The organism is Paenibacillus sp. RC334, from assembly GCF_030034735.1.
Taxonomy (GTDB): Bacteria; Bacillota; Bacilli; order Paenibacillales; family Paenibacillaceae; genus Paenibacillus; species Paenibacillus terrae_A.
On the sequence record NZ_CP125370.1, the window covers coordinates 2,971,974 to 2,994,814 of the forward strand.

Annotated in this window: 19 protein-coding genes and 1 riboswitch; of the genes, 3 read left to right on the top strand and 16 right to left on the bottom strand. The window is 47.9% G+C overall.

What is annotated here, in order from left to right; all coding sequences use genetic code 11:
* Positions 1 to 7 precede the first annotated feature (7 nt).
* Positions 8 to 796 (bottom strand): SDR family oxidoreductase, encoded by a 789-nt coding sequence (locus tag QMK20_RS13615; RefSeq protein WP_283656148.1) that lies wholly within the window; start codon positions 794 to 796, stop codon positions 8 to 10.
* 181 nt (positions 797 to 977) lie between these two features.
* Between QMK20_RS13615 and QMK20_RS13620 the strand changes: the two genes are divergently transcribed.
* Complete coding sequence (locus QMK20_RS13620) at positions 978 to 1,895, top strand: AEC family transporter (protein WP_283656149.1); 918 nt, start codon at positions 978 to 980, stop codon at positions 1,893 to 1,895.
* Positions 1,896 to 2,338: 443 nt separating this feature from the next.
* Here QMK20_RS13620 and QMK20_RS13625 read toward each other — a convergent pair whose 3' ends face one another.
* The 7 genes from QMK20_RS13625 to QMK20_RS13655 all read right to left on the bottom strand — a co-directional run bounded on the left by QMK20_RS13625 (position 2,339) and on the right by QMK20_RS13655 (position 13,681).
* A complete protein-coding gene (locus QMK20_RS13625) occupies positions 2,339 to 5,413 on the bottom strand; it encodes a cellulose binding domain-containing protein (RefSeq protein ID WP_283656150.1) in 3,075 nt (1,024 codons plus the stop codon).
* A 486-nt stretch (positions 5,414 to 5,899) separates the two neighbouring features.
* Positions 5,900 to 7,072, bottom strand: coding sequence for a M20 metallopeptidase family protein (locus tag QMK20_RS13630; RefSeq protein ID WP_283656151.1), 1,173 nt, complete (start codon positions 7,070 to 7,072; stop codon positions 5,900 to 5,902).
* A gap of 111 nt (positions 7,073 to 7,183) precedes the next feature.
* A complete protein-coding gene (locus QMK20_RS13635) occupies positions 7,184 to 9,316 on the bottom strand; it encodes an ABC transporter ATP-binding protein (RefSeq protein WP_283656152.1) in 2,133 nt (710 codons plus the stop codon).
* A 45-nt stretch (positions 9,317 to 9,361) separates the two neighbouring features.
* The gene (locus QMK20_RS13640; protein ID WP_283656153.1) at positions 9,362 to 10,258 is read right to left on the bottom strand and encodes an ABC transporter permease; all 897 of its coding nucleotides are present in this window, start codon (positions 10,256 to 10,258) and stop codon (positions 9,362 to 9,364) included.
* Between the two features lie 30 nt (positions 10,259 to 10,288).
* Positions 10,289 to 11,215, bottom strand: coding sequence for an ABC transporter permease (locus QMK20_RS13645; protein WP_283656154.1), 927 nt, complete (start codon positions 11,213 to 11,215; stop codon positions 10,289 to 10,291).
* A gap of 52 nt (positions 11,216 to 11,267) precedes the next feature.
* A complete protein-coding gene (locus QMK20_RS13650; RefSeq protein WP_404520239.1) occupies positions 11,268 to 12,884 on the bottom strand; it encodes an ABC transporter substrate-binding protein in 1,617 nt (538 codons plus the stop codon).
* 287 nt (positions 12,885 to 13,171) lie between these two features.
* Positions 13,172 to 13,681, bottom strand: coding sequence for a GNAT family N-acetyltransferase (locus QMK20_RS13655; RefSeq protein ID WP_283656156.1), 510 nt, complete (start codon positions 13,679 to 13,681; stop codon positions 13,172 to 13,174).
* A gap of 126 nt (positions 13,682 to 13,807) precedes the next feature.
* On the opposite strand from QMK20_RS13655, the gene xerS reads away from it, so the two are divergent.
* Entirely contained in the window at positions 13,808 to 14,908 is a 1,101-nt protein-coding gene (gene xerS / locus QMK20_RS13660; protein WP_283656157.1) for a tyrosine recombinase XerS, read from the top strand.
* 10 nt (positions 14,909 to 14,918) lie between these two features.
* On the opposite strand, the gene mobB is transcribed toward xerS, so the two are convergent.
* The 7 genes from mobB to QMK20_RS13695 all read right to left on the bottom strand — a co-directional run bounded on the left by mobB (position 14,919) and on the right by QMK20_RS13695 (position 20,588).
* On the bottom strand, positions 14,919 to 15,461 hold the full coding sequence (gene mobB / locus QMK20_RS13665; RefSeq protein ID WP_283656158.1) for a molybdopterin-guanine dinucleotide biosynthesis protein B: 543 nt from the start codon (positions 15,459 to 15,461) through the stop codon (positions 14,919 to 14,921).
* Positions 15,458 to 16,735, bottom strand: a complete 1,278-nt coding sequence (locus QMK20_RS13670; RefSeq protein ID WP_283656159.1) for a molybdopterin molybdotransferase MoeA — start codon at positions 16,733 to 16,735, stop codon at positions 15,458 to 15,460. Before QMK20_RS13670 ends, mobB begins: the two co-directional genes overlap by 4 nt.
* Before the next feature lie 193 nt (positions 16,736 to 16,928).
* Positions 16,929 to 17,687 (bottom strand): DUF4247 domain-containing protein, encoded by a 759-nt coding sequence (locus tag QMK20_RS13675; protein ID WP_283656160.1) that lies wholly within the window; start codon positions 17,685 to 17,687, stop codon positions 16,929 to 16,931.
* A 13-nt stretch (positions 17,688 to 17,700) separates the two neighbouring features.
* Positions 17,701 to 18,207 (bottom strand): DUF4178 domain-containing protein, encoded by a 507-nt coding sequence (locus QMK20_RS13680; protein ID WP_283656161.1) that lies wholly within the window; start codon positions 18,205 to 18,207, stop codon positions 17,701 to 17,703.
* A gap of 27 nt (positions 18,208 to 18,234) precedes the next feature.
* A complete protein-coding gene (locus QMK20_RS13685) occupies positions 18,235 to 18,642 on the bottom strand; it encodes a DUF350 domain-containing protein (RefSeq protein WP_137063271.1) in 408 nt (135 codons plus the stop codon).
* Between the two features lie 130 nt (positions 18,643 to 18,772).
* Positions 18,773 to 19,441, bottom strand: a complete 669-nt coding sequence (locus QMK20_RS13690) for a PspA/IM30 family protein (RefSeq protein WP_014281523.1) — start codon at positions 19,439 to 19,441, stop codon at positions 18,773 to 18,775.
* A gap of 124 nt (positions 19,442 to 19,565) precedes the next feature.
* The gene (locus tag QMK20_RS13695; RefSeq protein WP_283652063.1) at positions 19,566 to 20,588 is read right to left on the bottom strand and encodes an NADH:flavin oxidoreductase/NADH oxidase; all 1,023 of its coding nucleotides are present in this window, start codon (positions 20,586 to 20,588) and stop codon (positions 19,566 to 19,568) included.
* 302 nt (positions 20,589 to 20,890) lie between these two features.
* On the opposite strand from QMK20_RS13695, the gene QMK20_RS13700 reads away from it, so the two are divergent.
* The gene (locus QMK20_RS13700; RefSeq protein WP_349361856.1) at positions 20,891 to 21,697 is read left to right on the top strand and encodes a polysaccharide deacetylase family protein; all 807 of its coding nucleotides are present in this window, start codon (positions 20,891 to 20,893) and stop codon (positions 21,695 to 21,697) included.
* A 176-nt stretch (positions 21,698 to 21,873) separates the two neighbouring features.
* On the opposite strand, the gene QMK20_RS13705 is transcribed toward QMK20_RS13700, so the two are convergent.
* Positions 21,874 to 22,542 carry a 3D domain-containing protein gene (locus QMK20_RS13705; protein WP_283652065.1) on the bottom strand — a complete coding sequence of 223 codons (669 nt, stop codon included), beginning with the start codon at positions 22,540 to 22,542 and terminating at the stop codon, positions 21,874 to 21,876.
* A 7-nt stretch (positions 22,543 to 22,549) separates the two neighbouring features.
* Positions 22,550 to 22,725: riboswitch (cyclic di-AMP (ydaO/yuaA leader) on the bottom strand.
* Positions 22,726 to 22,841 lie beyond the last annotated feature (116 nt).

A 22,841-nucleotide genomic window follows, 5' to 3' on the forward strand; every position in this document is an offset into this window, starting at 1 on the left:
ATATTTGTTACAATGATTTGATCATCCCACCATCGACAAGAATGGTGCTGCCTGTCAAATAGGACGAGGCTTCAGATGCCAGAAAGGCAATCACCCTCCCGAACTCTTCCGGCTCCCCATATCTTCCCAACGGAATACCCTCTTCTGCTTGCTTGCGAACCTGATCCAAAGTTTGCTGAGTCTTCTCGGCCCGATGCTCGTCCAAGCTTCGCACACGATCGGTTGCGATTCTTCCCGGCGCTACGGTATGTACCAGGATATTGTAAGGAGCTAATTCCAGAGACAGTGTTTTCGCCAATCCAGAGACACCCGTACGTAGTGTATTCGAGATAATAAGACCCGGAATCGGCTGCTTAACCGACGAGGATGCAATATTTAAAATTCGGCCGCTTTGTTGTTTTTTCATATAAGGTAGAGCTTCACGAATTAACCGGATATGACTAAGCAAATTTTGCTCAAAGGCTTGCAGCCAAACTTCATCCGTAAAATCATCAAAGGTTCCCGCAGGAGGCCCGCCCGCATTGTTAACTAAAATATCGACGGTGCCGAACAAATCTGCTGTACGACGGATAGCTTCGGAAATATGTTCAGGTTTCGTTACATCGCAAACCACATATTCGACGCGCCCGCTGGCCGTTTCCTGGAGTTCAGCCTGTGTATGTTGAAGCTCCGCTTCGTCCCGTCCCGAAATCACGACATTCGCACCTTCACGTGCCAACTCCCTCGCGCTTGCCTTGCCAAGTCCTTTACTGGAGCCTGCAACAAAGGCAGCTTTTCCCGTTAATCCTAAATCCATCTATGCCACTCCCTTTTCTCTGTGTTCTCTATTTAATTGTACACATGAACAGCACATAATGCGAGTAGCCCCTCTTGGGTTATATAAAATTTCATTATACGCCCAGCCTATTTCCACAGTATAATGGACAATGCACATGCATTTTTAAGAAATCGCACAATAGAAAGAAGATGAACCAGATATGTTCGGCACCATTCTTTTAGACGTGGTTTTACCTATTTTTGTACTCATCGGTTTTGGTTGTATCATGCAATATTATTTTCGACTGGATTTGTATACCTTAGCTAAGATCAATTTTTACTATATTACCCCTGCGGTTGTGTTTACCGGTCTTTATAACTCGGAAATTTCGTTAATGCTCATGGGCGAGGTTTCTCTTTTTTACGCCTTGTACATAGCCATTCTGTACGTCATCAGTACAACTGTTGCCAGATCTCTGAAGTATAGCCCCGGAATGCGGGGAGCTTTTACAAACAGTGTCATGCTTGATAATTCTGGAAATTACGGCCTGCCGATCAATCAGTTAGTATTCAAAGGTGATCCGCTGGCTACGTCCGTTCAAGCACTGATTATGACCTTTCAAAGCTTTGTCACCTTTACATACGGTACCTTTGTTGTACAGAACGGCAAGGCCGACACTCGAAAAATTCTGATTAATTTTTTGAAAATGCCGGTTCCTTATGCCCTCGTACTGGGCTTGCTGCTAAACCTGTTACATAGTCCATTGCCCAATTTACTGGCAGAGCCGTTGAATTATATCAGCCAGTCGATGGTTGCCGTTGCTCTGCTTACCTTGGGAGCGCAAATTGTGCAATATCCCTTTCGTCTGCGGCGTACAGCCGTGTATATCAGTATGGTGCTGCGTCTGATTGCCGGTCCTGCGGTCGGTTTTCTGCTCGTACTCCTGCTTGGGCTTAAAGGGATTCCAGCACAAGCCCTGCTGATTGCATCCGGTATGCCTACCGGTGTTAATACAAGTATTTTAGCGGAGGAATATAAAAATGAACCCGATTTCGCAGCTCAAACGGTACTGCTCTCAACCATTGTGAACGTCATTACGATGACGCTATTGATTTCAGCATCCCGGTACCTTGTTTGATTTGATTGGATTATACAAGCCGAATAGTGCTTCCCATCGCCAACACTTTGCTTGTACAGCACTATTCCGCATACTCCGTTTTTAACGTTCATTTTTTCGTGTTCGACTTATATGGAACCGCTTTTGTCTGAGGACAAGAGCATTTTTTTCTCAAAAAAAGAACATACGTTCGGGATGATTTGCCTTTTTCCTGATTAAAGTGGTACGTGTGTTTTGTGGAGATCGTGTGCGAGAAAGAATTGTTTATCTATTATGAACTTTTCATATAGTGAAATAATTATATTGGTGTGTTAATGAGAATCAACAATGCCAACAAAAATAAAGCCAGCTCGCTCATCAGGAGTGGCTGGCTTTAGGATTATTCTTATGCTAAATGCTGCAAAGCAGTTTAGCCATTTTAGCAAAAGTCCCCTTTCGTTCGGATTTAGCTTACTTATCAGGGTTTACGGCTCTATCCCCCATTGCTTGCTTCCAGACAAGTAAGCAGTTACCCTAGTGGAATCTTTTAAACTGGTTGCTGTGGCGTCAAAGGAATAATCATCGGTTTGGGTGTAATTGCTCCAATCCGCTTTGGATATCCGTGTTTGTAGCTCCACACTTTGACCGGGATCTAAAGAACCCGCACCTGGCTTAAAGCCAATTTCCACATAAGAATCTGCTCCCGGTTTTGGATTGGACAGCGTTTTGAATCTGGCGATCACATTCTCAGGACCAACACTTGACCAATCTGCGAAGAAATTTTGGGACTTCTCCCCATTTATAGTGTAATAATAACGCATCGTCACATCGGCAAGGGAAACGGACGAGCTTCCTGTATTCGTAATTTTAAACTTGGAGCTGATCGTATTACTTGTTTCGGATACATTCCCATTGAAGGTCTGTACCTTGAGAACACCCTGTTCTGTTCCCGGCTCGCTAGATGTATTTTCTTTTACTGTCACCGTGAACAGCACATCGCTACCTGCATTAAAATGAAACGTTAGCGCTGTGTCTCCTTTAGGGAGTTTGGACAAATACCTATTGGAGAAGGTGACCGTTTCGCCATTGAGCGTATAATCTTCACCTTTATTCAGCACTACGCTGCCCTGCTGGATGGCGTCTAACGTATTTCCGCTAAGTGTAAGCTTGACGGAAATATCAACATTGGTATTATCCGGTCCATAGGTTGCAGTCGTCGGCGTAATGCTAGACTGACCCGCAGATGGTTGATCACCGTTCACTCGATCCGCCACCAGAATACCGCGGCCATTTGTTCCCAGATAAGCACGTCCATAAACTCGTGGGTCACCGATAATGGTGGTCACCCGAGCATATTGATGCTTGTCGTCATTAATGCGTACCCAGTTTGCGCCAGCATCGTCCGAACGGTAAAATCCGCGTGTACCGTCGATTTTACCAACGATGAATACAGCTGCATTGGTACGATTCGGTGCTGCTTTACCAAAGCCTACAAAGTCTGCCTCCTGCACATTAGCGAGCTTGGTGAACGTAACACCGGAATCCTTGGAATGCCACAAGCCGTATGGCCCTCCATCCTCAGAACCCCCAGCGAACCACACATCCCCTTCTACTCCACGTACTGCATCAATATCGGCATTACCTACGGTTGGCAAGCCAGATACCGCCGAGGCTGTGAACGATACGCCTCCATTGGTGCTGACATATATTTTTCCGGCCGCGAACGCATAGTATTTGTTAGGATTCACCCGGTCTGAGGCAATCTTCGCATTCGCTGGAATCCCTGTACTTGCGGTCCATGAGTTGCCGCCTGTTTTGGAGTAAAATACGCCTTTGTCCGATGTACTCCAGAGCAAGCCATTACCATCGGCCGCAACGGCTATGCTTCCCCCTCCTGCTGTACCGGAAGGCTCACTGTTCGCTTTATACCAGTTTGCTCCGCCATCATTGGAGAAGCCGATGGATTTGGCATTCGGATCTTTTTGGTAATCTGCTTTGCCTACCCGCGCCATAAAAGCTGGATTCAGCTCAGCATAATCGATACTTTCACTGCTTGTAAAAGTGGGATTATCCAGCATTTTAGCTGGAGCCTTGAACAGATCGTCATGTCTGAAACCGGAGACATCCCCTACTGCGCTCACCAAAGGTGCACCGGTTGGAGGGCTTAGAAGATCCAAAATCGCAGTTTCCTCTACCCCCTTAGCTGCTACCGAAATGTCCAGCTTACCGCCCTTGTCCCAGTTGGTCACATTTTTGGAGCCGTAAATCGTAGCTCCTGTGCCGTATAACATATGGTCTGAATTAAATGGATCAATCTCCAGATCCCCGATCATCCAGCCCAGCTTGGGCGATACTTCCGGCGGAGCAGGGTTGGCATTGAAAGTCAGCCAAGGTGCAGCTGTTATATCCAAATTGTATTTCAGCTTGCGAGTTGGATAACCATCGAATTCCCAAATGGGGCTCCAGGTTGCCCCACTGTCGGTGCTGCGATAAATCGTTGCATCCGGCCACCAGGAATTCAGCGTAGCCACCATCAGAGTACCCGGCTTCTGAGCGTCTACTGTCAGTCCAGCATATCCAAAATAATTATCCGTGCTGCTACTGGCAACAGGACTTATATTGGTCCATTGACCGCTGGCTGTATTCAATTTCCACACATCACCCTTTGTCCCGTCATATGGACCTGCTCCATCGCTATAAGAGATATACAGGTTGCCGTCCGATGACAACACGCCATGATGCGGTAAATAGCCCTTAGGTTGCCCTGCTACAGCAGACCAGGTTGTCCCGCCATCTGTACTGCGATAGACACTTTGATTCTTATCAGCTACCCCCACATAAATCGTCTGTGTAGCTTTGCTGGAAGAGCCCGTCTTTTTGTCAAACGTAATCCAGGCTAAACCGACGATATCACTGGTGTACTCATTGGAAGGGTCCTGAACATACGTGCCCGGATTTGGGAAGCTGCTTACCTTGCTCCAGGTTGCCCCGTAATCCGAGCTTTTCCATAGTCCATTACCACTCCGTGCCCCGAAGAACAAAATATTGTTCTTATTGGGATCAATCGTCAGCCTCTCCCCCATCGATCGGCCTGGCATATTGCCTCCCACCTTAAAAGGAAGCTTCGTTGTCTGCCACGTATTGCCCCGGTCGGTCGACCGCATAATCTGCCCGTTTTGCTTGTCCCAGGAATTGGTATACGTACCTGTAGCTATATATACACGATTCGGATCAACAGGATCGGTCGCCAACGCATCTACGCCATTTTTGTTCCAATCTTCCCAACCCACAGAATCCGTCAACGGAATCCAGCTCTCGTCAGCGGGATTCCAGCGGTAAGCACCTCCGATATCCGTACGGGCATAGATCAGATTTTTTTCCTTCTCATTAAAAATGATACCAGGCACAAAACCGCCACCGCCACCCGTGACCACACTCTTCCAGGTGTACTCATCACTTGGAGCGGCAGCATGTGACTGCGTTATCAACCCTGTCCAGGAAGCACCCGCTACCACAAGCGCCAAACACGCGATCCTAAACCTGCTTTTTGCCTTAGTCAATGAATTCAACCTCCTTCTCTATATTCATTTGAATATGCGAGTCATTTCCAGATGAAAGAAATCAGTCGATTCCAGATTCGTTCCTAATCATTGTCTTTCCAACAACCAACATAGTCTGATAAAAGCTTCTCTCGGCCTCACCCCCAGTCGTTATCAATGAAATACAACAGGAATCACATTTTATAAAGCGCTTACATTTGTCTCGCTCAATAGATTCGTCATCCTTTTCTCATTTCCTTGTGTAAAAAATCAAGATTATGTTAATATCATTACTTACTCCACAGCTTACAGTATGGGTTTGATCCTTTACTTGGACATTGATACCTTTTACGTATTTCTATTATGAATTTTTCATGTATTGAAATAATTACTTCATTTCTCATTCTTTAATATCTGTCAAAATACTTTGATATACGCCAAAAAACCGCGCTATGCGCGGTTCCGGTTTACGTGAATGCCATCGATAAACTTTAAATATATCCTTTATTATTGCAAATATTCAAGCGCCAGTGCCAAAAATATGTGACCTGACACAAGCAATGCACGTTCATCAAAATCAAAATGAGGATGGTGGTGAGCATAATGTGTTCGTTCATCCTCATTACGCGCACCCACATGAATGAAAGCTCCCGGCCGTTTCTCCAAATAATAAGCAAAATCCTCTGCTCCCATGACCGGCTTCAGATCCAGAAAAGCGTCTGCTCCATACAGCCTGCCGACAAGCTCGCGAACACGTTCGGTTTCGGCTTCAGCATTCACCAGTGAAGGATAGCCATTCAGATAGTCAATTTCATATCCTGCATGATAAGCCTCAGTCAACCCCTTGACGATACTGCGAATTTCATTCTCGACTTCCTTGCGCACTTCTTTATTAAACGTACGCACCGTTCCTTCGATTTTAGCCTTATCCGCAATGACATTGAAGGCGGTTCCTGCCTGAAAAACACCAATGGTCAACACTGCTGATTCAATAGGGTCCACCCTGCGGCTGACCACCTGCTGTAATCCATTCACAATTTGGCTACCGATGACAATAGAGTCTACCGTCTGATGCGGTCGCGCGCCATGCCCGCCTTTGCCATTGATCTGAATCGTAAATGCATCGACAGCCGCCATGGCGGGCCCACTCTTTAATCCAATTTTACCAAGTGGAATTTCAGATGCGAGGTGAATACCGTATACCGCCTCCACCCCATCCAGACAGCCATCCTCAATCATGAATTTGGCTCCGCCAGGCGGTTTTTCTTCCGCATGTTGAAAAATAAACACAAGCTTTCCCTTCAGCGTCTCACGGTTATGGCTCAACACGCGTGCCACTCCTAGTAGCGCAGCCGTATGACCATCATGTCCGCAAGCATGCATAACACCAGGAACGGTCGATTTATAAGGCACATCCTTTTCATCCTGAATGGGAAGCGCATCAAAATCAGCACGAAACGCAATCGTTCTGCCCGGCTGGACGCCTTCTAAAAACCCGAGCACACCGTTTCCACCCACATTCGTTCTTACCTCAATACCAAAAGAGCGCAATTGATCGGCGATAAATGCAGACGTATTCGTTTCTTCAAAAGAAAGCTCGGGATGCTGATGCAGATGTCTTCTCCACGCAATCAGGTCTTGCTCACCATCTTTTAATTCCTGAACCCATTTCTCTAGCATAATACCCTCTTTTCCTATTGAATTTATATACTTCTATCCTTATCTTACCATGAATTTACTGTAGAATCTCCTATGCTGTCGATATCAAGCCAAAGAAGATATGTCTTTGATTTAGGCAGGGTAGTGACAAGCGGCATAATGTCCTGTGCCAATCGCTGTCAGTTCCGGCGCTTCCTCACGGCAACGCGAGGTCGCCAGCGGACAGCGGGTATGAAAACGACAGCCGGACGGTGGCTTCGCAGGCGAAGAAATCTCACCTTGTATCGTAATCAGCTCCCGCCGGTTTTTCGGATTCAGATTGGGGATGGAAGCAACAAGCCCTCGGGTATAGGGATGCGCCGGATGTCGGAAAAGCTCCTCGCTTGGCGCAATTTCTACGAGCTTACCCAAGTACATAACCCCAATCCGATCCGATATATGCCGGACGATGTGCAATCCGTGCGCGATAAACAAATAGGTCGTATCCAGCTTACGCTGTAAATCCTGAAGCAGATTAACAATTTGCGCCTGAACGGAAACATCCAAAGCCGACACTGCCTCATCCGCCAAAATAAACTGCGGTTGCAGCGCAATTGCACGGGCAATCCCGATCCGCTGGCGCTGTCCTCCCGAAAATTCATGCGGAAATCGTGTGATCAGCGAAGGCGACAATCCGACTGAACTTAGCAGTTCCTCAACCCGTTCCCGTTTGGCCTTGCCACTCAGCCCTTCATGAACCGCAAGCGGTTCACCGATAATATCCCCCACATTCCAACGCGGATCAAGTGATCCGTAAGGGTCTTGAAAAATCATCTGCATATCACAGCGTGCAGCTCGTAATTCGGAATTCCCTAACTTTGTCAGCTCCCGATCCCGAAACCATACCTGCCCTGAGGTTGGGCGTTCCAACTGCATCAGAAGACGGCCTAAGGTAGATTTACCGCTGCCGGATTCACCGACCAGTCCAAAGGTTTCACCCTGCCGGATTGAAAATGATACATCATCCACCGCCCGGATGGAAGCACCTGCCCGACCGGGAAAGCTTCTTTTCACCGGATAATACTTGCGAAGTCCATCCACCCGAAACAAATCCTGCTTGTTCTGCCCGGTGTCCGTGACAGTTACATTGGATATTACAGATTCCTTTACCTGTACGCCATCACTGCTCACCTCGACCGCATCAACAGCAGATACGTACGTCACTTCTTTCTTTACTTCTGCCGCTTCTTCAACAGCATCTGCCGAGATTCGCCCTTCCACCGATAGCTCTGAAATGCGCCAATCACCGGACGCAGCCAACTGCTCCGAATGCCAGCAAGCTACCTCGCGTCCATCCTTGGCAGCTAACGGAGGCGCTTCGTTTTTACATTGATCCGTCGCATGCGGGCAACGCGGGTGAAACAAGCAGCCGGACGGCAACGCACTCAGGCTGGGGATGGCCCCCGGGATCGAAAACAGCTTGCTGCTGCGATCTGTATCCAGCGTTGCCACCGAACGAAGTAAACCTCTTGTGTACGGGTGCAGCGGCAGCTCGAACAGTTCTTCCGTTGCGGCCTGCTCCACGACTCGCCCGGCATACATCACGACAATTCGATCCGCAACCTCCGCCGCAATACCCAAATCATGCGTAATCAACAGAATCGACATGTTGAATTCCGCCTTTAATTCCTGAAGCAACTGCAAAATTTGGGATTGAATCGTTACATCCAGCGCCGTCGTCGGTTCATCCGCAATCAGCAGTTCAGGGCCACATGACAGCGCCATCGCAATCATCGCCCGTTGCAGCATCCCGCCAGACAGCTCTCCGGGATACTGCTTCATACGGATTTCTGGCTCGGGAATCCCTACTCTGTTTAGCAAATGAACCGCATGAGCCCATGCCTGCTTCCGTGTCTTCCGATCATGCTCCATAATGATTTCCATCAGCTGATATCCAATAGTGTACACCGGATCAAACGCAGCCATCGGCTCCTGAAATACCATCGCCATCTTTTTACCGCGAAGTGAGCGTAATTCCTGCTGCGACAAAACAGTCAAATCTATGCCCTTCAACCGTATTTGTCCTTGGGCAATTCGTCCGTTTTCATAATCGATCAGCCGCATAATCGCCTTGGAGGTAATCGTTTTTCCGCTACCAGATTCACCAACGAGGCAGACCGTTTCCCCCGCCCCAATCGTCAGCGATACGTTGTCGAGTGCTTGCAGCAAACCTTTTTTAGTGTGAAAATCGACCGACAAATGTTCAATCTCCAGCAATGATGACAAACGAACTCCCTCCTTCTATAGCACTAACGAATAGGCTGCCTGATGCTAGTTTGCGTTCTTTTTCGGGTCCAGCTCATCTCTCAGCTTGTCGCCCAAAATATTGACCGACAGCACGAACAACGTAATGGCTAGACCAGGAAAGGTGCATATCCACCAAGCCACTGTCAAATACCCGCGTCCCTGAGACAATACCGTTCCCCAGTCCGGAATTTCTTTTACCGTGCCAAGCCCCAGAAAGCTTAATCCCGATCCGGCCAAAATAGCGCTGCCGATTCCAAGCGTCGCCATCACAAGCAAAGGTGACAGGGAATTAGGAAGCACATGTCGCCAAAAGATGCCGAAAGGTGTAACTCCGATGGAGCGTGAAGCCGTAACGTAAGAACGTCCTTTTATACTCATTATCTGTCCCCGCATGACCCTTGCGTAACCCGGAACAGCAGATATGGCTACCGCCAGTACGATATTAAACAAACTCGGTCCAAGAGCTGCCGCAATCGCTAAAGCCAACAGAATGCCGGGAATGGTCATCAAAATATCAATCAATCGCATCAGCACTGTGTCCACGATGCCACCGATGTAGCCTGACAGTGCTCCGATGATTCCACCAGCCAGACCACCGACGAGCACCGACATAAAGCCGATAAACAGGGAATCCCTACTTCCATGAACAACCAAACTGAATATATCCCGTCCAAAATAATCCGTTCCGAACCAGTGAGCAGCGCTTGGACTCTGTAAAATCTGGTCGCTTAACATTTCTGTTGGCTCATAGGAAGCAATCCATTGCGGAAACGCCGCACAGGCGATCACGAATACAATAATCAGTCCTGCCGCATATATGAACCCATCCGACACTCCCCCAAACCGCAATCTTCCAGTTTTCCAAGCTACCCGCTGCTTTCTTTCCTTCCAGACTGTTTTGGCCGCCATCGTTTCTCTCAACTGTCTTCCTCCTCCCTGATTCCTGCCGACTTACGCCGAGCGTCTAACCCTTGGATCAATAAATGTATAAGATATATCCACCAATAGATTTACGATCACGTACATGATGGCAGAGAACAACACAACTCCCTGCACAACTGGTAAATCCTTAGCCATTATCGCATCCGCAATTAAACGTCCAATACCTTGTCGCGAAAATACCGTCTCACTCACAACTGCTCCGGCCAGCATTTCTCCCATCAGCATCCCAATCATCGTTATCGCCGGAATCAACGCATTACGCAGTGCATGGCGATACATAATGACCTTCTCCGATAAGCCTTTGGAACGGAGTGTAACGATGAACTGCTCATTAATGACCTCCAGCATACTGTTGCGTACCATTCTGACAATAAACCCTGCACCGACAATGCCCAAAGTGAGAGACGGAAGCACAAGTGTTTTCCAGCCGTTCGAGCCCATTGCAGGCAGCCACCCCAAATGAATGGAGAAAATAAGCAACAGCAAAATTCCCGACCAGAATGTGGGCATGGAAATGCCGAACAATCCGACGATTCGCGCGATGATATCAATTGGCTTATTCCGATGAATGGCCGACAGTACTCCAAGCAGGACACCGATGATGACCGAAATGGCAGAACCGACAAGCGTCAACGCCAATGTAGGCGGGAAATTAACCCATATCTTAGGCAACACCGGATCAGCATTCAGCAGTGATTTTCCAAAATCGCCTTGCAGCAGCTTTCCAAAATAGTTTAAAAATTGCACATGGAAAGGCTGATCCACTCCTAGCTGATGACGCAAATTGGCGATCATTTCTGGCGTGGCCGTCGAAGGGTCCAAAATCGAATCTACCGGGTCTCCCGGAAGCAGATACAAAATGCTGAACACCAGAATACAAGATCCCAGAATAACCAACAGAGAGGTAACAAATCGATCTACAACTGCTCTGACCATGACGTACATGCTCCTTTCTGTTTGGAATGTTCTCAGAGCTCATTTACAAAGCCTATTTTTGAATACGCACATCGTTAAACAGCGGATAACCCACTAAATCAAATTTAAGCCCTTGTACGGACTTGGCGGCTCCAACGGTATAAGGGAATACATAAATCGGAATGATAACGGCTTGATCACGGATCAATTGTTGTACCTTTTTGTAAATTCCCTCCCGCTTGGCATCATCCTTTTCAATCGCTCCCTGCTCCAGAAGCTTGTCGACCTCCGGATTGGAGAAGTTAGGCAGCGTAGGCCGCTGATTCGGAGCCGCTGTGTGGTAAAAAGCATATAACGCGTTCGGGTCCACATTGACCTGACTATTCCCGTAGAAATCATAGTTTCCGTTCGTATATACAACCGTTGCAACATCCTTGGTAATTTCTATCTTCACATCAACACCGATTTTCTTTAGCTGTTGCTGGATAATCGCTGCAATGTCGTTGCGCTTTTCACGATTCGGCGTACCATCTACATAATGCAGCGTCAGACGTTTTCCATCCTTCACTCGAAAACCATCCGCACCTTTAACCCATCCCAGCTCATCCAGAAGCTGATTGGCCTTGTTAACATCCGGCTGTAAGCCGTTTTCCAGTGATTTATCATATGCGAAAATGCCCGGAGTAAGCGATGACCATGCCTGCTCGTAGGTGCCCAGGTAAAGGGTTTTGACAATCGTTCCCACATCAATACCGTATTGTAACGCCTGTCTGGCCTTCAATTCATTCCACGGCGCCTTCTTCTGGTTAATGAACAGCGTGTACGGTAAGCCTAGGGTATTGACCTGCAACAATTGAAAATTTGGGTCACTCTTAAGCGTTAAAATGTTTTGTGGAGGAACTGTTTCTGCGGCCAAAGCCTGCCCACTCTGCACGCTACCGATCCGTGTCGCTTCCTCCGGCACGATTTTAAAGGTCACGCTATCTAAATACGGTGCTCCCTTGTTCTCAATGGTTTCCGGTGCCCATTTGTAATCCGGGTTACGCTCAATTTTGATTTCCGCATTTTCGTCCCATTTTACAAACTTGAAGGGGCCTGTGCCCACCGGATGCTTGCCGAATTGATCTCCATATTTCTTGACTCCTGCAGGAGAAACAATAGCTACTGCCGGGATCGTTAAATTGCTCAAAAATGCCTGTGATGGTCGTTTCAGATTCAGCTTAATCGTGTATTCGTCTATCACTTGTGAGGATTCATACGGGGCCAGCAAGTTAGCAGCATTACCAACTACCGCTTGCGGATCAATAATCCGGTCATAGCTGAATTTGACTGCTTCCGCATTAAACGGAGTTCCGTCATGGAACTTGACGTCCTTGCGCAGCTTGAACGTATAGCTTTTGCCATCCTCGGAAACGCTCCATTCGGTGGCCAGCCAAGGCTTAATCGTATTGTCCGGCAGCTTTACAACCAAATTGTCGAATATCCCCCGATACACCCGGGATGCTACGGCCAACCCACTCTTATGAGGGTCCAGTGAATCCGGCGATGTTGCCAGCGCATAGGTCAGGTCCCCACCTTCTGCGGCTTGCCCGCCTCCCGCTACATTTGCCCCGGTATTCGTAGAATTGGCTCCTCCATTACCTGAGCATGCCGATAATATCAGCACCAGCGACAGAGTTAGAGCTAACATTTTCGCATATCGACTTGTTCGTTTCACTTGTAAAACACTCTCCGTTCTCGTGGGTAATTTTATGAATGCATTGCATATTTGAGGCCGATGTTACATTGTTGATAATTCCAATAAGTTATATATGAATTATACAAAATAACTGTATACCCGTGTTTTTATAGTGTCAATGCAAGTTCTAATTGGAATGATCTATGGATGGATAGAAGACTTAAATTGACAACGCAAAAAAGAGCCGACAGGATGCTCTCCCCGACTCATTTTTGTAGCTAATCACAGTTTTGAATTTTTCAGGTATTGAAAAACTGACTTATATTCCCTCGTACCGGATGAGTCTGCTCCCTGTAGTCCCCATCCGTATAACTGCCAATCACCTTCCGCCAAAAGGACTGCGCTGGCCTGTTCGTGCTCATCTGCGTTACCTTCCAACGCCCGGCAAAACATCCAAACAGCTCATGAGCCGCCCAAGTACCGACCCCATTATGCCGATAAGGACGAAGCACAAAGAACTCAGCCATGTAGTAGTCAGCCTCCCGATTGCTGGACATTCGGTCAACCAATGCGAAACCTACTGGAACGTCCTGTCTCCAGATTAGAAAAGGCAGCTTCTGTTCACCGCTTGTCCAGTATTGATACAAGTCCGGGTAAGCCGGGAATGTGCCGTTTTCAGTAACATCAATTCGAAGATAGGCTGTAAAATCATATAAATAAAATTGCATGAGCTGCACAATAATGCCCTTCTGCGACTCCGGTGCACTTTTTATGGACAGCTTCAATTCCGACTGGATATCATACCCCATATTTTCACCTCTCTTGGCGGATCAGTTCGTTGTTTACTTCGATTTGCATCCCATCTACATTCCATCCGGTGCTGTTCAAAATATGCTAAAATACATATATATTATGACCGGACGAGGTGGAGCCCAATGAATATACAAAAGATCATCGACCGGCGCAAACTGGATGAAAAAATGCCGGGATTACCATGGTACGTGCAGCAATTTATGGATTACAAGCTACCCGACCTGTCCCCTTCCACATTGCTGGAATATGTGCGGGATTATGAAGCTTTTTTTACATGGCTTCGCTCAGAGGGCTTGTCTGCCGGAGAGACGAACGCCCAAGTTACGCTGGAAGAATTGGAGACGCTCCATATGGATAGTATTACAGGCTATCGTTTGTTTCTATCGACTAAGCGTGAAGGCTCCAATTCCCGCATTACGATTTCACGTAAGCTTTCGTCCCTGCGTTCCCTCTTTCATTATTTGAGCCAGATCGCTGAGGATGAAAACTTTTATCCTTTGCTCAAACGCAACATTATGGCCAAGGTCGAAATCAAGCGCATACATAAACCCAAGGACACGGCGGCCAAGCTCAAAGGTAAAATACTGGAGGAGGAAGAGCTGCTTGAATTTATCGGCTATATTTATGAAGGCTATGGACAAGATTTGGCCGGTAACAAGCAGGCACTGTACTCTTATGAGCTGAACAAGGAACGGGACGCCTGCATTGCCAGTCTCATTCTGAACTCGGGCCTGCGCGTATCTGAAATCGTCAATCTGAATCTGGACGATCTGGATGTAAACAATAAATTACTATATGTGTACCGTAAAGGCAACAACGACGAGACCTTTAAAACGCCAGTATATTTCCGCGAGCAGTCCAAAGATGATCTGGCGCTCTATTTATCCCTGCGGCATACCCGTTATCGCGCGCCCAAAAAGGAAAAATCACTTTTCGTCGCACGTCCCAACGGCAGTACAGAAGGCAAACGGATGACCAAAAGAGCGATTCAGGCGATGATTATCAAGTATGCCAAACGGTTCGGCAAGCCTTACCTGACCGTTCACAAGCTCCGTCATTCCTTTGCCACCGACTACTATCTGCAAAACGATATTTACAAAACGAAGGAACAACTCGGTCATGCTTCCACGGAAACGACAGAAGTCTATGCCCATCTGACCGACAAGACCATGTCCCAAGCGATTGAACGGCGGGTGGAGACTCAAACCGACTCAGCCGATTGATGTCTCAGCCCTACTCATCCCGGACTTCTTCTCTTTGCTTCTGAATCTGTCCAAGTAACCAGCGGCCTACCGGGCCGTTGGCGTCGGCGGGAAATATCTGCATCGTTTTATCCGAAAAATGGCTCTGTGCCCAGCCCGTTTGATCCTCCCAAACCGCTACTCCCTGTACATTGGTCAGCTCTGTGGTAAGCTTGGCATTTGATTGTTCCCGTACCATGACCAGCTTCGGATAATGCTCCTGCTTGAAGCCTTCCAGCAACACGCAGTCGTATGCCTGAAAATGCCGGATCAGTCCGGCAACAGGCCGACTATGCTCCTCTAAAATGGCTGTTCTTCCACCTGAAACAATGGCTACGCCTTCGGCTCCCGCTAGTCGGTGCTTGTACGTATCTGTTCCCACATGATCCATCTCAAACTCATGTCCATCATGCTTGATCACAGCTACGCGTAGCCCGGACTCCCGCAAATAACGAATCAACCCTCCGAGGAAGGTCGTTTTCCCCGAATTTTTGAATCCGACGACCTGACATACATACGGATTCGTCGTATTCACGTCACCTGTCCGCCTTGAAGTACCAGCACACGCACCTCTTCCCCTGCACGCAAGCCTTCTGTTGTTGGAGGAACCACGATCAGACAGTCGGTGTCCTTAATCGTCACCATGACGCTGGATTCATCTACTCGCGCAGGAATTGCGTATACTTGCCCGCTGCGTATTTCCAGGGAGCTGCGTACAAAACGGGTAAAATTATTCACCTTCGTATAATCTGCTCCCAACCGCGCCGTCCAGGTTTGCAAATACGGCTGCTCTGAAGACAGCATCATTTGGATGGTGGGTCGCACAAACAACTCACAGCCTACAAAGCACGCACCGGGATTGCCAGAAAGCGCAAATAGTAGCTTGCCGTCAATCACCGCGGCTGTGGTCACACTGCCTGGACGCATTGTGACCTTGTTGAACAGCATATCCACATCCTCCTGTCGTACCAGATCGCCCATAATATCAAAATCCCCCACCGATACTCCGCCACTCGTAACGACGATATCGTAGGCAGCTATCGCTTCACGTACAGAAGCACGGGCGAGAGCCAAATCATCATGAATGGCTTGCAGGATGAACGGCTCCCCCCCTGCCTCCCTGATTTGTGAAGCCAGCATATATGTATTGCTGTTCCGAATTTTCCCCGGCTGCAACGGCTCATCCACGGCAAGCAATTCCGAACCTGTGGAAAAAACGGCCACCCGTGGCTTCCTGTAGACGGGTACCCGATGTACACCAAAGGTAGCCAGCACCGAGATGTGCCCTGCCCCCAGACAGGTTCCTTTACTAAGTAAAAGCTGACCTTCCTGAATCTCATGGCCGATTGTCGTCACATTTTTACCGATTCCCATGCGCTTCTTCAAGCCGACATATACCTGTCCATCTTCTTCACGTAGCTGTGTCGCTTCCAGCATAACAACCGTATCGGCCCCTTCAGGTAATTGTGCTCCTGTCATGATGCGGGCCGCCAATCCCGTCTCCACCCGCTTGTCCGATACGGTGCCGCATGGGATTTCATCAATCACGCGTAGCCAGATTTCCTGACCGGACGAACAGACTTCAGTGTCCGAACCAAGGATGGCGTATCCATCCATGCCTGAACGACGGAAGCTGGGATACGGGTGTGGTGCGGTCAAATCCATCGCCAAATAACGTCCATGCGCCTGCTCCAGTCCTACATCCTCCCGCTCTCCCTGTTTAACATGAGCAGCTATTCTGCTTTGCGCTTCTTCCACTTGAACCGCTTTGCGCTGAAATTTGTTCGAATTGAATTGTGCCTGATTCATATCTTCACTCCGTTCTTCTGAAAATGCCCTCTTTCTGTTATAACGCTAAAACCGTTATCTGGCAAATCCGAGCCATGTTTATTGAGTAGCGACAAGTCTCTATACGCAAAAAAAACAGCCCGGGATCACATTCCCGGACTGTTTTGCAGATTCTACTTTAAAAGTTTGCTTGTCATTACACACCTTAACCCCATCATCGTCGACTTCGTCGGCTGATTTTACCTGAGCCGCTGCGTGTTTTAGGCTTACTATAAGATTTGCGCGGCGAATCAAAAATGCTGGAACCGCCGCTGCTGCCCCGGTCACGTGAAATCGAGCCTCTACTCGGCGAACTGCTGCTGGAGCCTCTGTCGAACAGACTTCCGCTGGAACCGACACTGGAATCAGACCCCTTACCCCTGCGGGTAACGGAACCCTTCCGCTCCACTGTAATTGGCGGGATTGCTTTCTTCTCCTTCACCGTAGGTGCACGGTACTGGCCTTGAGAAGGCCGATATACATCTCTGCTTGAATACCCCCGGTAAGAGCCTGATCCGCGCAACGAATCAAACAGAGCATCCAGTACGGTTGCCGTTAAGTATCCTTTTAGAAAGCTGGAACTGTAATTTTGCTCGACATACTTTTTGCTGTCGATCTCAATTAATGTGTCTTCCTTCTTGGCTGGATCTTGCTGTAAATGGTACCATTCATCGCTGTACACCAGAAACATCCGCTCATTGCTCTGCGGCGACATTTGTTCCGGTTCACGCTGTTCTTTCAGTTCCTCCGCCACTTCCGAAACCGTTTTGCCTGCGGCCCGGTACACGTACGAGGTCGAGTTACCGCTGCCACTGACTGATTCCAGCGGGTACGTATCTTTCACATTTGGCGCACCGCAGCCGCTTAGCACGGATACGAACAAGCTCAGCGCCACAATGACCTTTAATGCATACTGCCAGGTGCGTTTGCCCATGTGTCACCCTCTCCTAGCTTGCCCGAATAACCTTGACGTCTCCGGTAATTACTTCTTCTCCTTCATAAAGCATAAAGCGGCCGTCCTGCCACTCTACACGCAGCAGATGATAATCATCCGACTGATACTGCCAAACATGCTGCTCTCCACCCTGTCGAAAAGGAGCACGGCCCATAACCGTAACATGCCCAAAATACTGCTCTTCCAAATGATATGTTGTATCATCCAGCTCCAGAATCGTTGGCACTTCCTCCGGGTTGTCCAGTCTGCCGTCGATGGCCTGGTACAGTCCGAATTGCAGCGTTTCCCGTTCCTCAATGTGAAGGTAGCTGACTTGATTACCATCCTGAAGCGTCAAAACAACGGCATTCCGAGCGCGATTATGTACTCGGCCTACCACTTCATATGTGACAAGCGACACTTCACAGATATCGCCCGGATTTAAATGAAGCATGCTTTTTTCCGCTTTCGGCAGCTCCGGCTTGGCAAACAGATTCGAAATTCGTTTCCATACACCCATGATAATTCCCCCCTGCCCTTCTTTAGCCTAGAAACATGCCGCAATGATCAAAGCCCCGACCAGATGCAGCGTACCTGAAAACAGACCAAAGCCAATTTTGCCTTCCTGTGTACCTTTATCCAGATCAAGCTGTGCCCAGTACCGAAGCAACAGACGTACGACAACTTCCAAAACAAACAGAATGACAAAGGCGATCACAGAATACACAAGCGCCTCCAGCAAATTGTTAGCTGTAGCAATGGAGCTTGACAAAATATACCCCTGTGCAAACAGCTTCATAATTAACCGAACTGTTACGGCCATATTACCGGCTTTCACTTCTGCAAAATCCTTATACTTCGTAAATAAAGAATCAATGTACATCAATACGAACAACAAAACGGCACCCGCGCCAGTCCATACAAGCATCGCTTTCATCGTTTCTAAAAAATGCATTTCATACCATCCTCCACATCTTCTTGACCTTCATATATGTTGATTTACGCCTCCGGGCAGGGAAAAGCGAAGGAGAAAACGGTTCCCCTTCGCTTCCTTAGCAGCCACGCAGGCGGCAGTGCTTATAACCTTATTTATTGTCGTATTGCTTCAACAGAGCGGCAAGCTCATCGTCCACGGCACTTTTCTTATCAAGCTCCTTGAACTCCTCATCCAGCGATTTTTCCTTAGAGGACATTTCGTTGCTTGCTTCAGCACGCGCCTCTGCTTGCAGCATTTTTTCTTCCATTCGTTTCAGCCCGGCAGTTGCCGTATCGGAGCTAAAACCGTTCATTGCTTTGTTAATTTCCGTTTGTGCTTTAGCTGCATTATAACGGGCAACCAGCGTTTCACGCTTGTTCTTCATTTCCGTCAGTTGTCTGCGCATTTCATCCAGCTTACCGCGCAGGTTATCGGCTGCCGCTTTGTTCTGCTCGTAGCCAGCCTTGAACTCGGTCATTTTTTGCTCAGCAGATTTCTTTTCTTCCAACGCGCGGCGAGCCAGATCCACATTTTGCGCTTTTGCTGCTGTATGGGCCTGCTCTTCACGTTTTTTTACCAAAGCAGCCTGCTCTTCGTATTGCTGTTTGAATCTCTTCTCAATGGCAATCTGAGCGGCTACCGCTTTCTCTGCATCCTCCAGATCCTCTTGCATATCACGAATGTATTGATCTGTCATTTTAACTGGATCTTCGGCTTTGTCAATAATGGAGTTGATATTGGACATGGTAAGATCTCTTAAACGTTTGAAAATAGACATGTGAAGTTCCTCCTAGTGTTGAATGCTTAAATTTTAAGCTCTGTACACATGTTTACGCAAGCTTTGCAAATAGAGTTTCAAAAATATTATCCGACAAAGTGTATTCTAAAAAATAAAGTGCATTCTAAAAACCACGCAAGTAAGGCTCCGGGATATCCGCCTGTACTTTCAGCTCCCGCGACGCATGCAGCGCCCAATACGGATCGCGCAGCATGGCGCGTCCTATCGCTACCAGATCAGCTTCTTTTTGCTGAATCACCCGCCGCGCATCCTCATAATCGTCCAGTAGACCGACAGCGATTACAGGCACATTAAGCTTTTCACGTATATCACGTGCCAAATCCACCTGATATCCCGCACGCGCAGATGGACCGCCATTGGAACCAATCGGCCCCTCGCCACCAGAGGAGATGTGAAAAATATCCACACCTGCATCACGATATCGTTCCCCTATGCCCGCTATGTATTCCACATTATATCCGTTTTCAACATACTCTTTGGCGGATATCCGCATCAACACAGGCATATCAGACGGAAGCACCTCTTTAACAGCCTGAATCACTTCAACACCGAACAGCGATAAATCCTGTCCATACTCATCTTCTCTTGTGTTCGTTAAAGGGGAATGAAATTGATGAATTAGATAACCATGAGCGCCATGAATTTCTACTGTATCAAAACCGGCTTCCACCGCGCGGCGTGCGCCTTCCTTATAAGCCTGAACCAGCTCCCTGGCTTCGGCTGTCGTCAAAGCGTGCGGCTCCTTAAAACGTTCGCTAAAAGCAATCGAGGACGGTGCGACAGGCAAATCAGCATCTTCAGCCTTGCGTCCGGCATGACCTAATTGAATTCCGATTTTGGCACCGTACTTGTGGACTTCCTCCACTATTTTACGGTATGCAGGAATATGCTCGTCACTCCAAATACCCAGATCATAATCTGTAATGCGTCCATCCGGGTGGACCGCTGTCATTTCCACAATAATCAGCCCGGTGCCACCTACTGCCCGGCTAACGTAATGGACGTGATGCCAATCATTGGGATTTCCATCTTTGGCCTCCACGCTATATTGGCACATTGGTGGCATTACAATCCGGTTTTTTAAAGAGAGTCCCTTTAATTGATAAGGAGTAAACAAGTCGGTCACATTGATCCATCCTTCCTTTAATTCCATGTCTCTACAATATGAATTGCAACCCCATTATACACCAGCTATCACTGGATACCGAATCCATTAAAAGGCTAAAAGTTGCGAAAATGCTGCTGTTTCGCTCAGGTTTAATAGAATATGTGCGTTTAGCTTCGTGATCTTCACTTACATCCGTTACACAGGGCATTTCCACTCAACCACTCAATAGTCTAACCTGTTCAGCAGCATAATTTCAACATGTCAGGTACATAATAAATGAAAGCAACAGAAGGTACCACTGCACGGAAAGGGGGATACATATGCCGTACAGGGGAATATTTCCAATGATGGCACTGTTACTAGCATTTTCGAGTTTTCCCGTTCACGCGGACGCGCCTCCCGATATCGGAACGACTCATTCCAAGGAAGCGACTGTTGTTTCTTCAGCACATAAGAGCAGAGAACGAGCCACTCCCACATTAGCCATGCTTCGGAAAAAACATGCGGATATTTTTAAAATGTGCGGCCCGCATACGCAGCAAATTGCCCTGACTTTTGATGACGTGCCCGATTCCCGGTATACGCCGCAGGTTCTGGACATTTTGCACGCGAATGGGATCAAAGCCACCTTCTTTATTGTCGGTCACCGTGCGGAAAAACACCCGGGCATGATTCGCCGTATCGTACGTGAAGGCCATGCCTTGGGCAACCATTCCTATACCCATCCGGATTTTAGGAAGGCTTCACCGGAACGCTTTCGCAACCAGATTAAGAAAACAGAACATATTTTGGAGGCCACTGTCGGCTTTCGACCCAAGCTGATCCGCCCGCCCTATGGTGAAATTACGGAGCCTCAGATCCAGTGGGCGCGTCGACACGGCTACATGATTGTCAATTGGAACGTAGACTCCCTCGATTGGAAGGGACTCAGTAAAACACAAATTCAGCGTAATGTGATCCCGGCTACCGGACCAGGCTCCATCATTTTAATGCACGCAGGTGGAGGTCAAAGTTCCAATCTGAAAGGCACTGTTCAATCCCTGCCGGGTCTCATTCAGTCGCTGAAAGCCAAGGGCTACAAATTTGTCACGGTTCCCCGGCTACTTCACACCTCGGAGCGGAAATAACAGTAAAAAGGGCTGTCTTACCAGCAGATGCATTCTGCTCGTCAAGACAGCCCTTTATTAATCGACAAGACCCATATATGAATCTGAACCTGCGATTAAGCTATTTGATTATAGATCACAGATTATAGTTTACATAATATATATTATGTTCACTTAATTCATTTGCTTACATAAGTCTATTTATCAATGACATACAGCTTCACATTCTGAAAACCAAAGTCACTCACAAAAGATGGGCTGCCTGGAATGAAAATATCAATCCGTTTACCCGTGATGGCGCTGCCCTTATCGCGTGCTACCGCTACAAAAGATTGATCGGGCAGCCCCGGGTGGGAATAGCCTGTAACCAACACTTTCGTACCCAACGGAATTACGTTGGGGTCTACCGCAATCGTACCGAGCTTAAGCGGATTTCCGAAATAGTCCACCGCTCCCCATTTTCCATTTTCACTGGCTGCTGCGGAATACGCTGTGGCCTTCACGTCAACTACTTTGCTGTAGTTAAATGTTTTGCCCCATGCTTCAACCTGTTGACCGTCACCTGCTGGCGCTTTCTCGGAAAGAAGCTGAGGCTTCGAATCCGAAGCGGCCTTTAACTTGTTCTCGTCCGGCACCTTAATTTGCACTCCTGCATATATATTGCTGGCGGCAACATCCGGGTTCTCCTTTTGCAGATCTTCTACAGATACCCCGTAACGTTGAGCAAGTAAAAAGAAGGTATCACCTTCCTTGGCGGTATGAAGCGAAGCGGCGTCGGCTACCCCGGCTGTCTGCGCCAATCCTGCAATGGCTGCTGCCAGCACCGCAAATTTCATTGTTTTTCCAATACGTTTCAGATGTTTCAAAAGATATGTACCTCCTCTGTTATGCCTGCGAAGTTAGCTGTCGGATTCGGACTCAGGAGAAGCCCTATGCTTTTGTGCAATTCACCCCTAGGCAACCTTCCATCCATTCGTATGAAGACGGATCAGAAGTTACTGCCGTTGTTACGTCCCCCGCACTTCCCATGGTTTTGGGTCCCGCATTCAGCGTCTGTCGTAGCTGTCTGCTGCCCCGGTAAGTTTTGGCTCACTGCATAATATCACAATTTTGTAACCTTATCTGCATGAAAATGTTGGGAACCCTGAACATCATACTACATCTG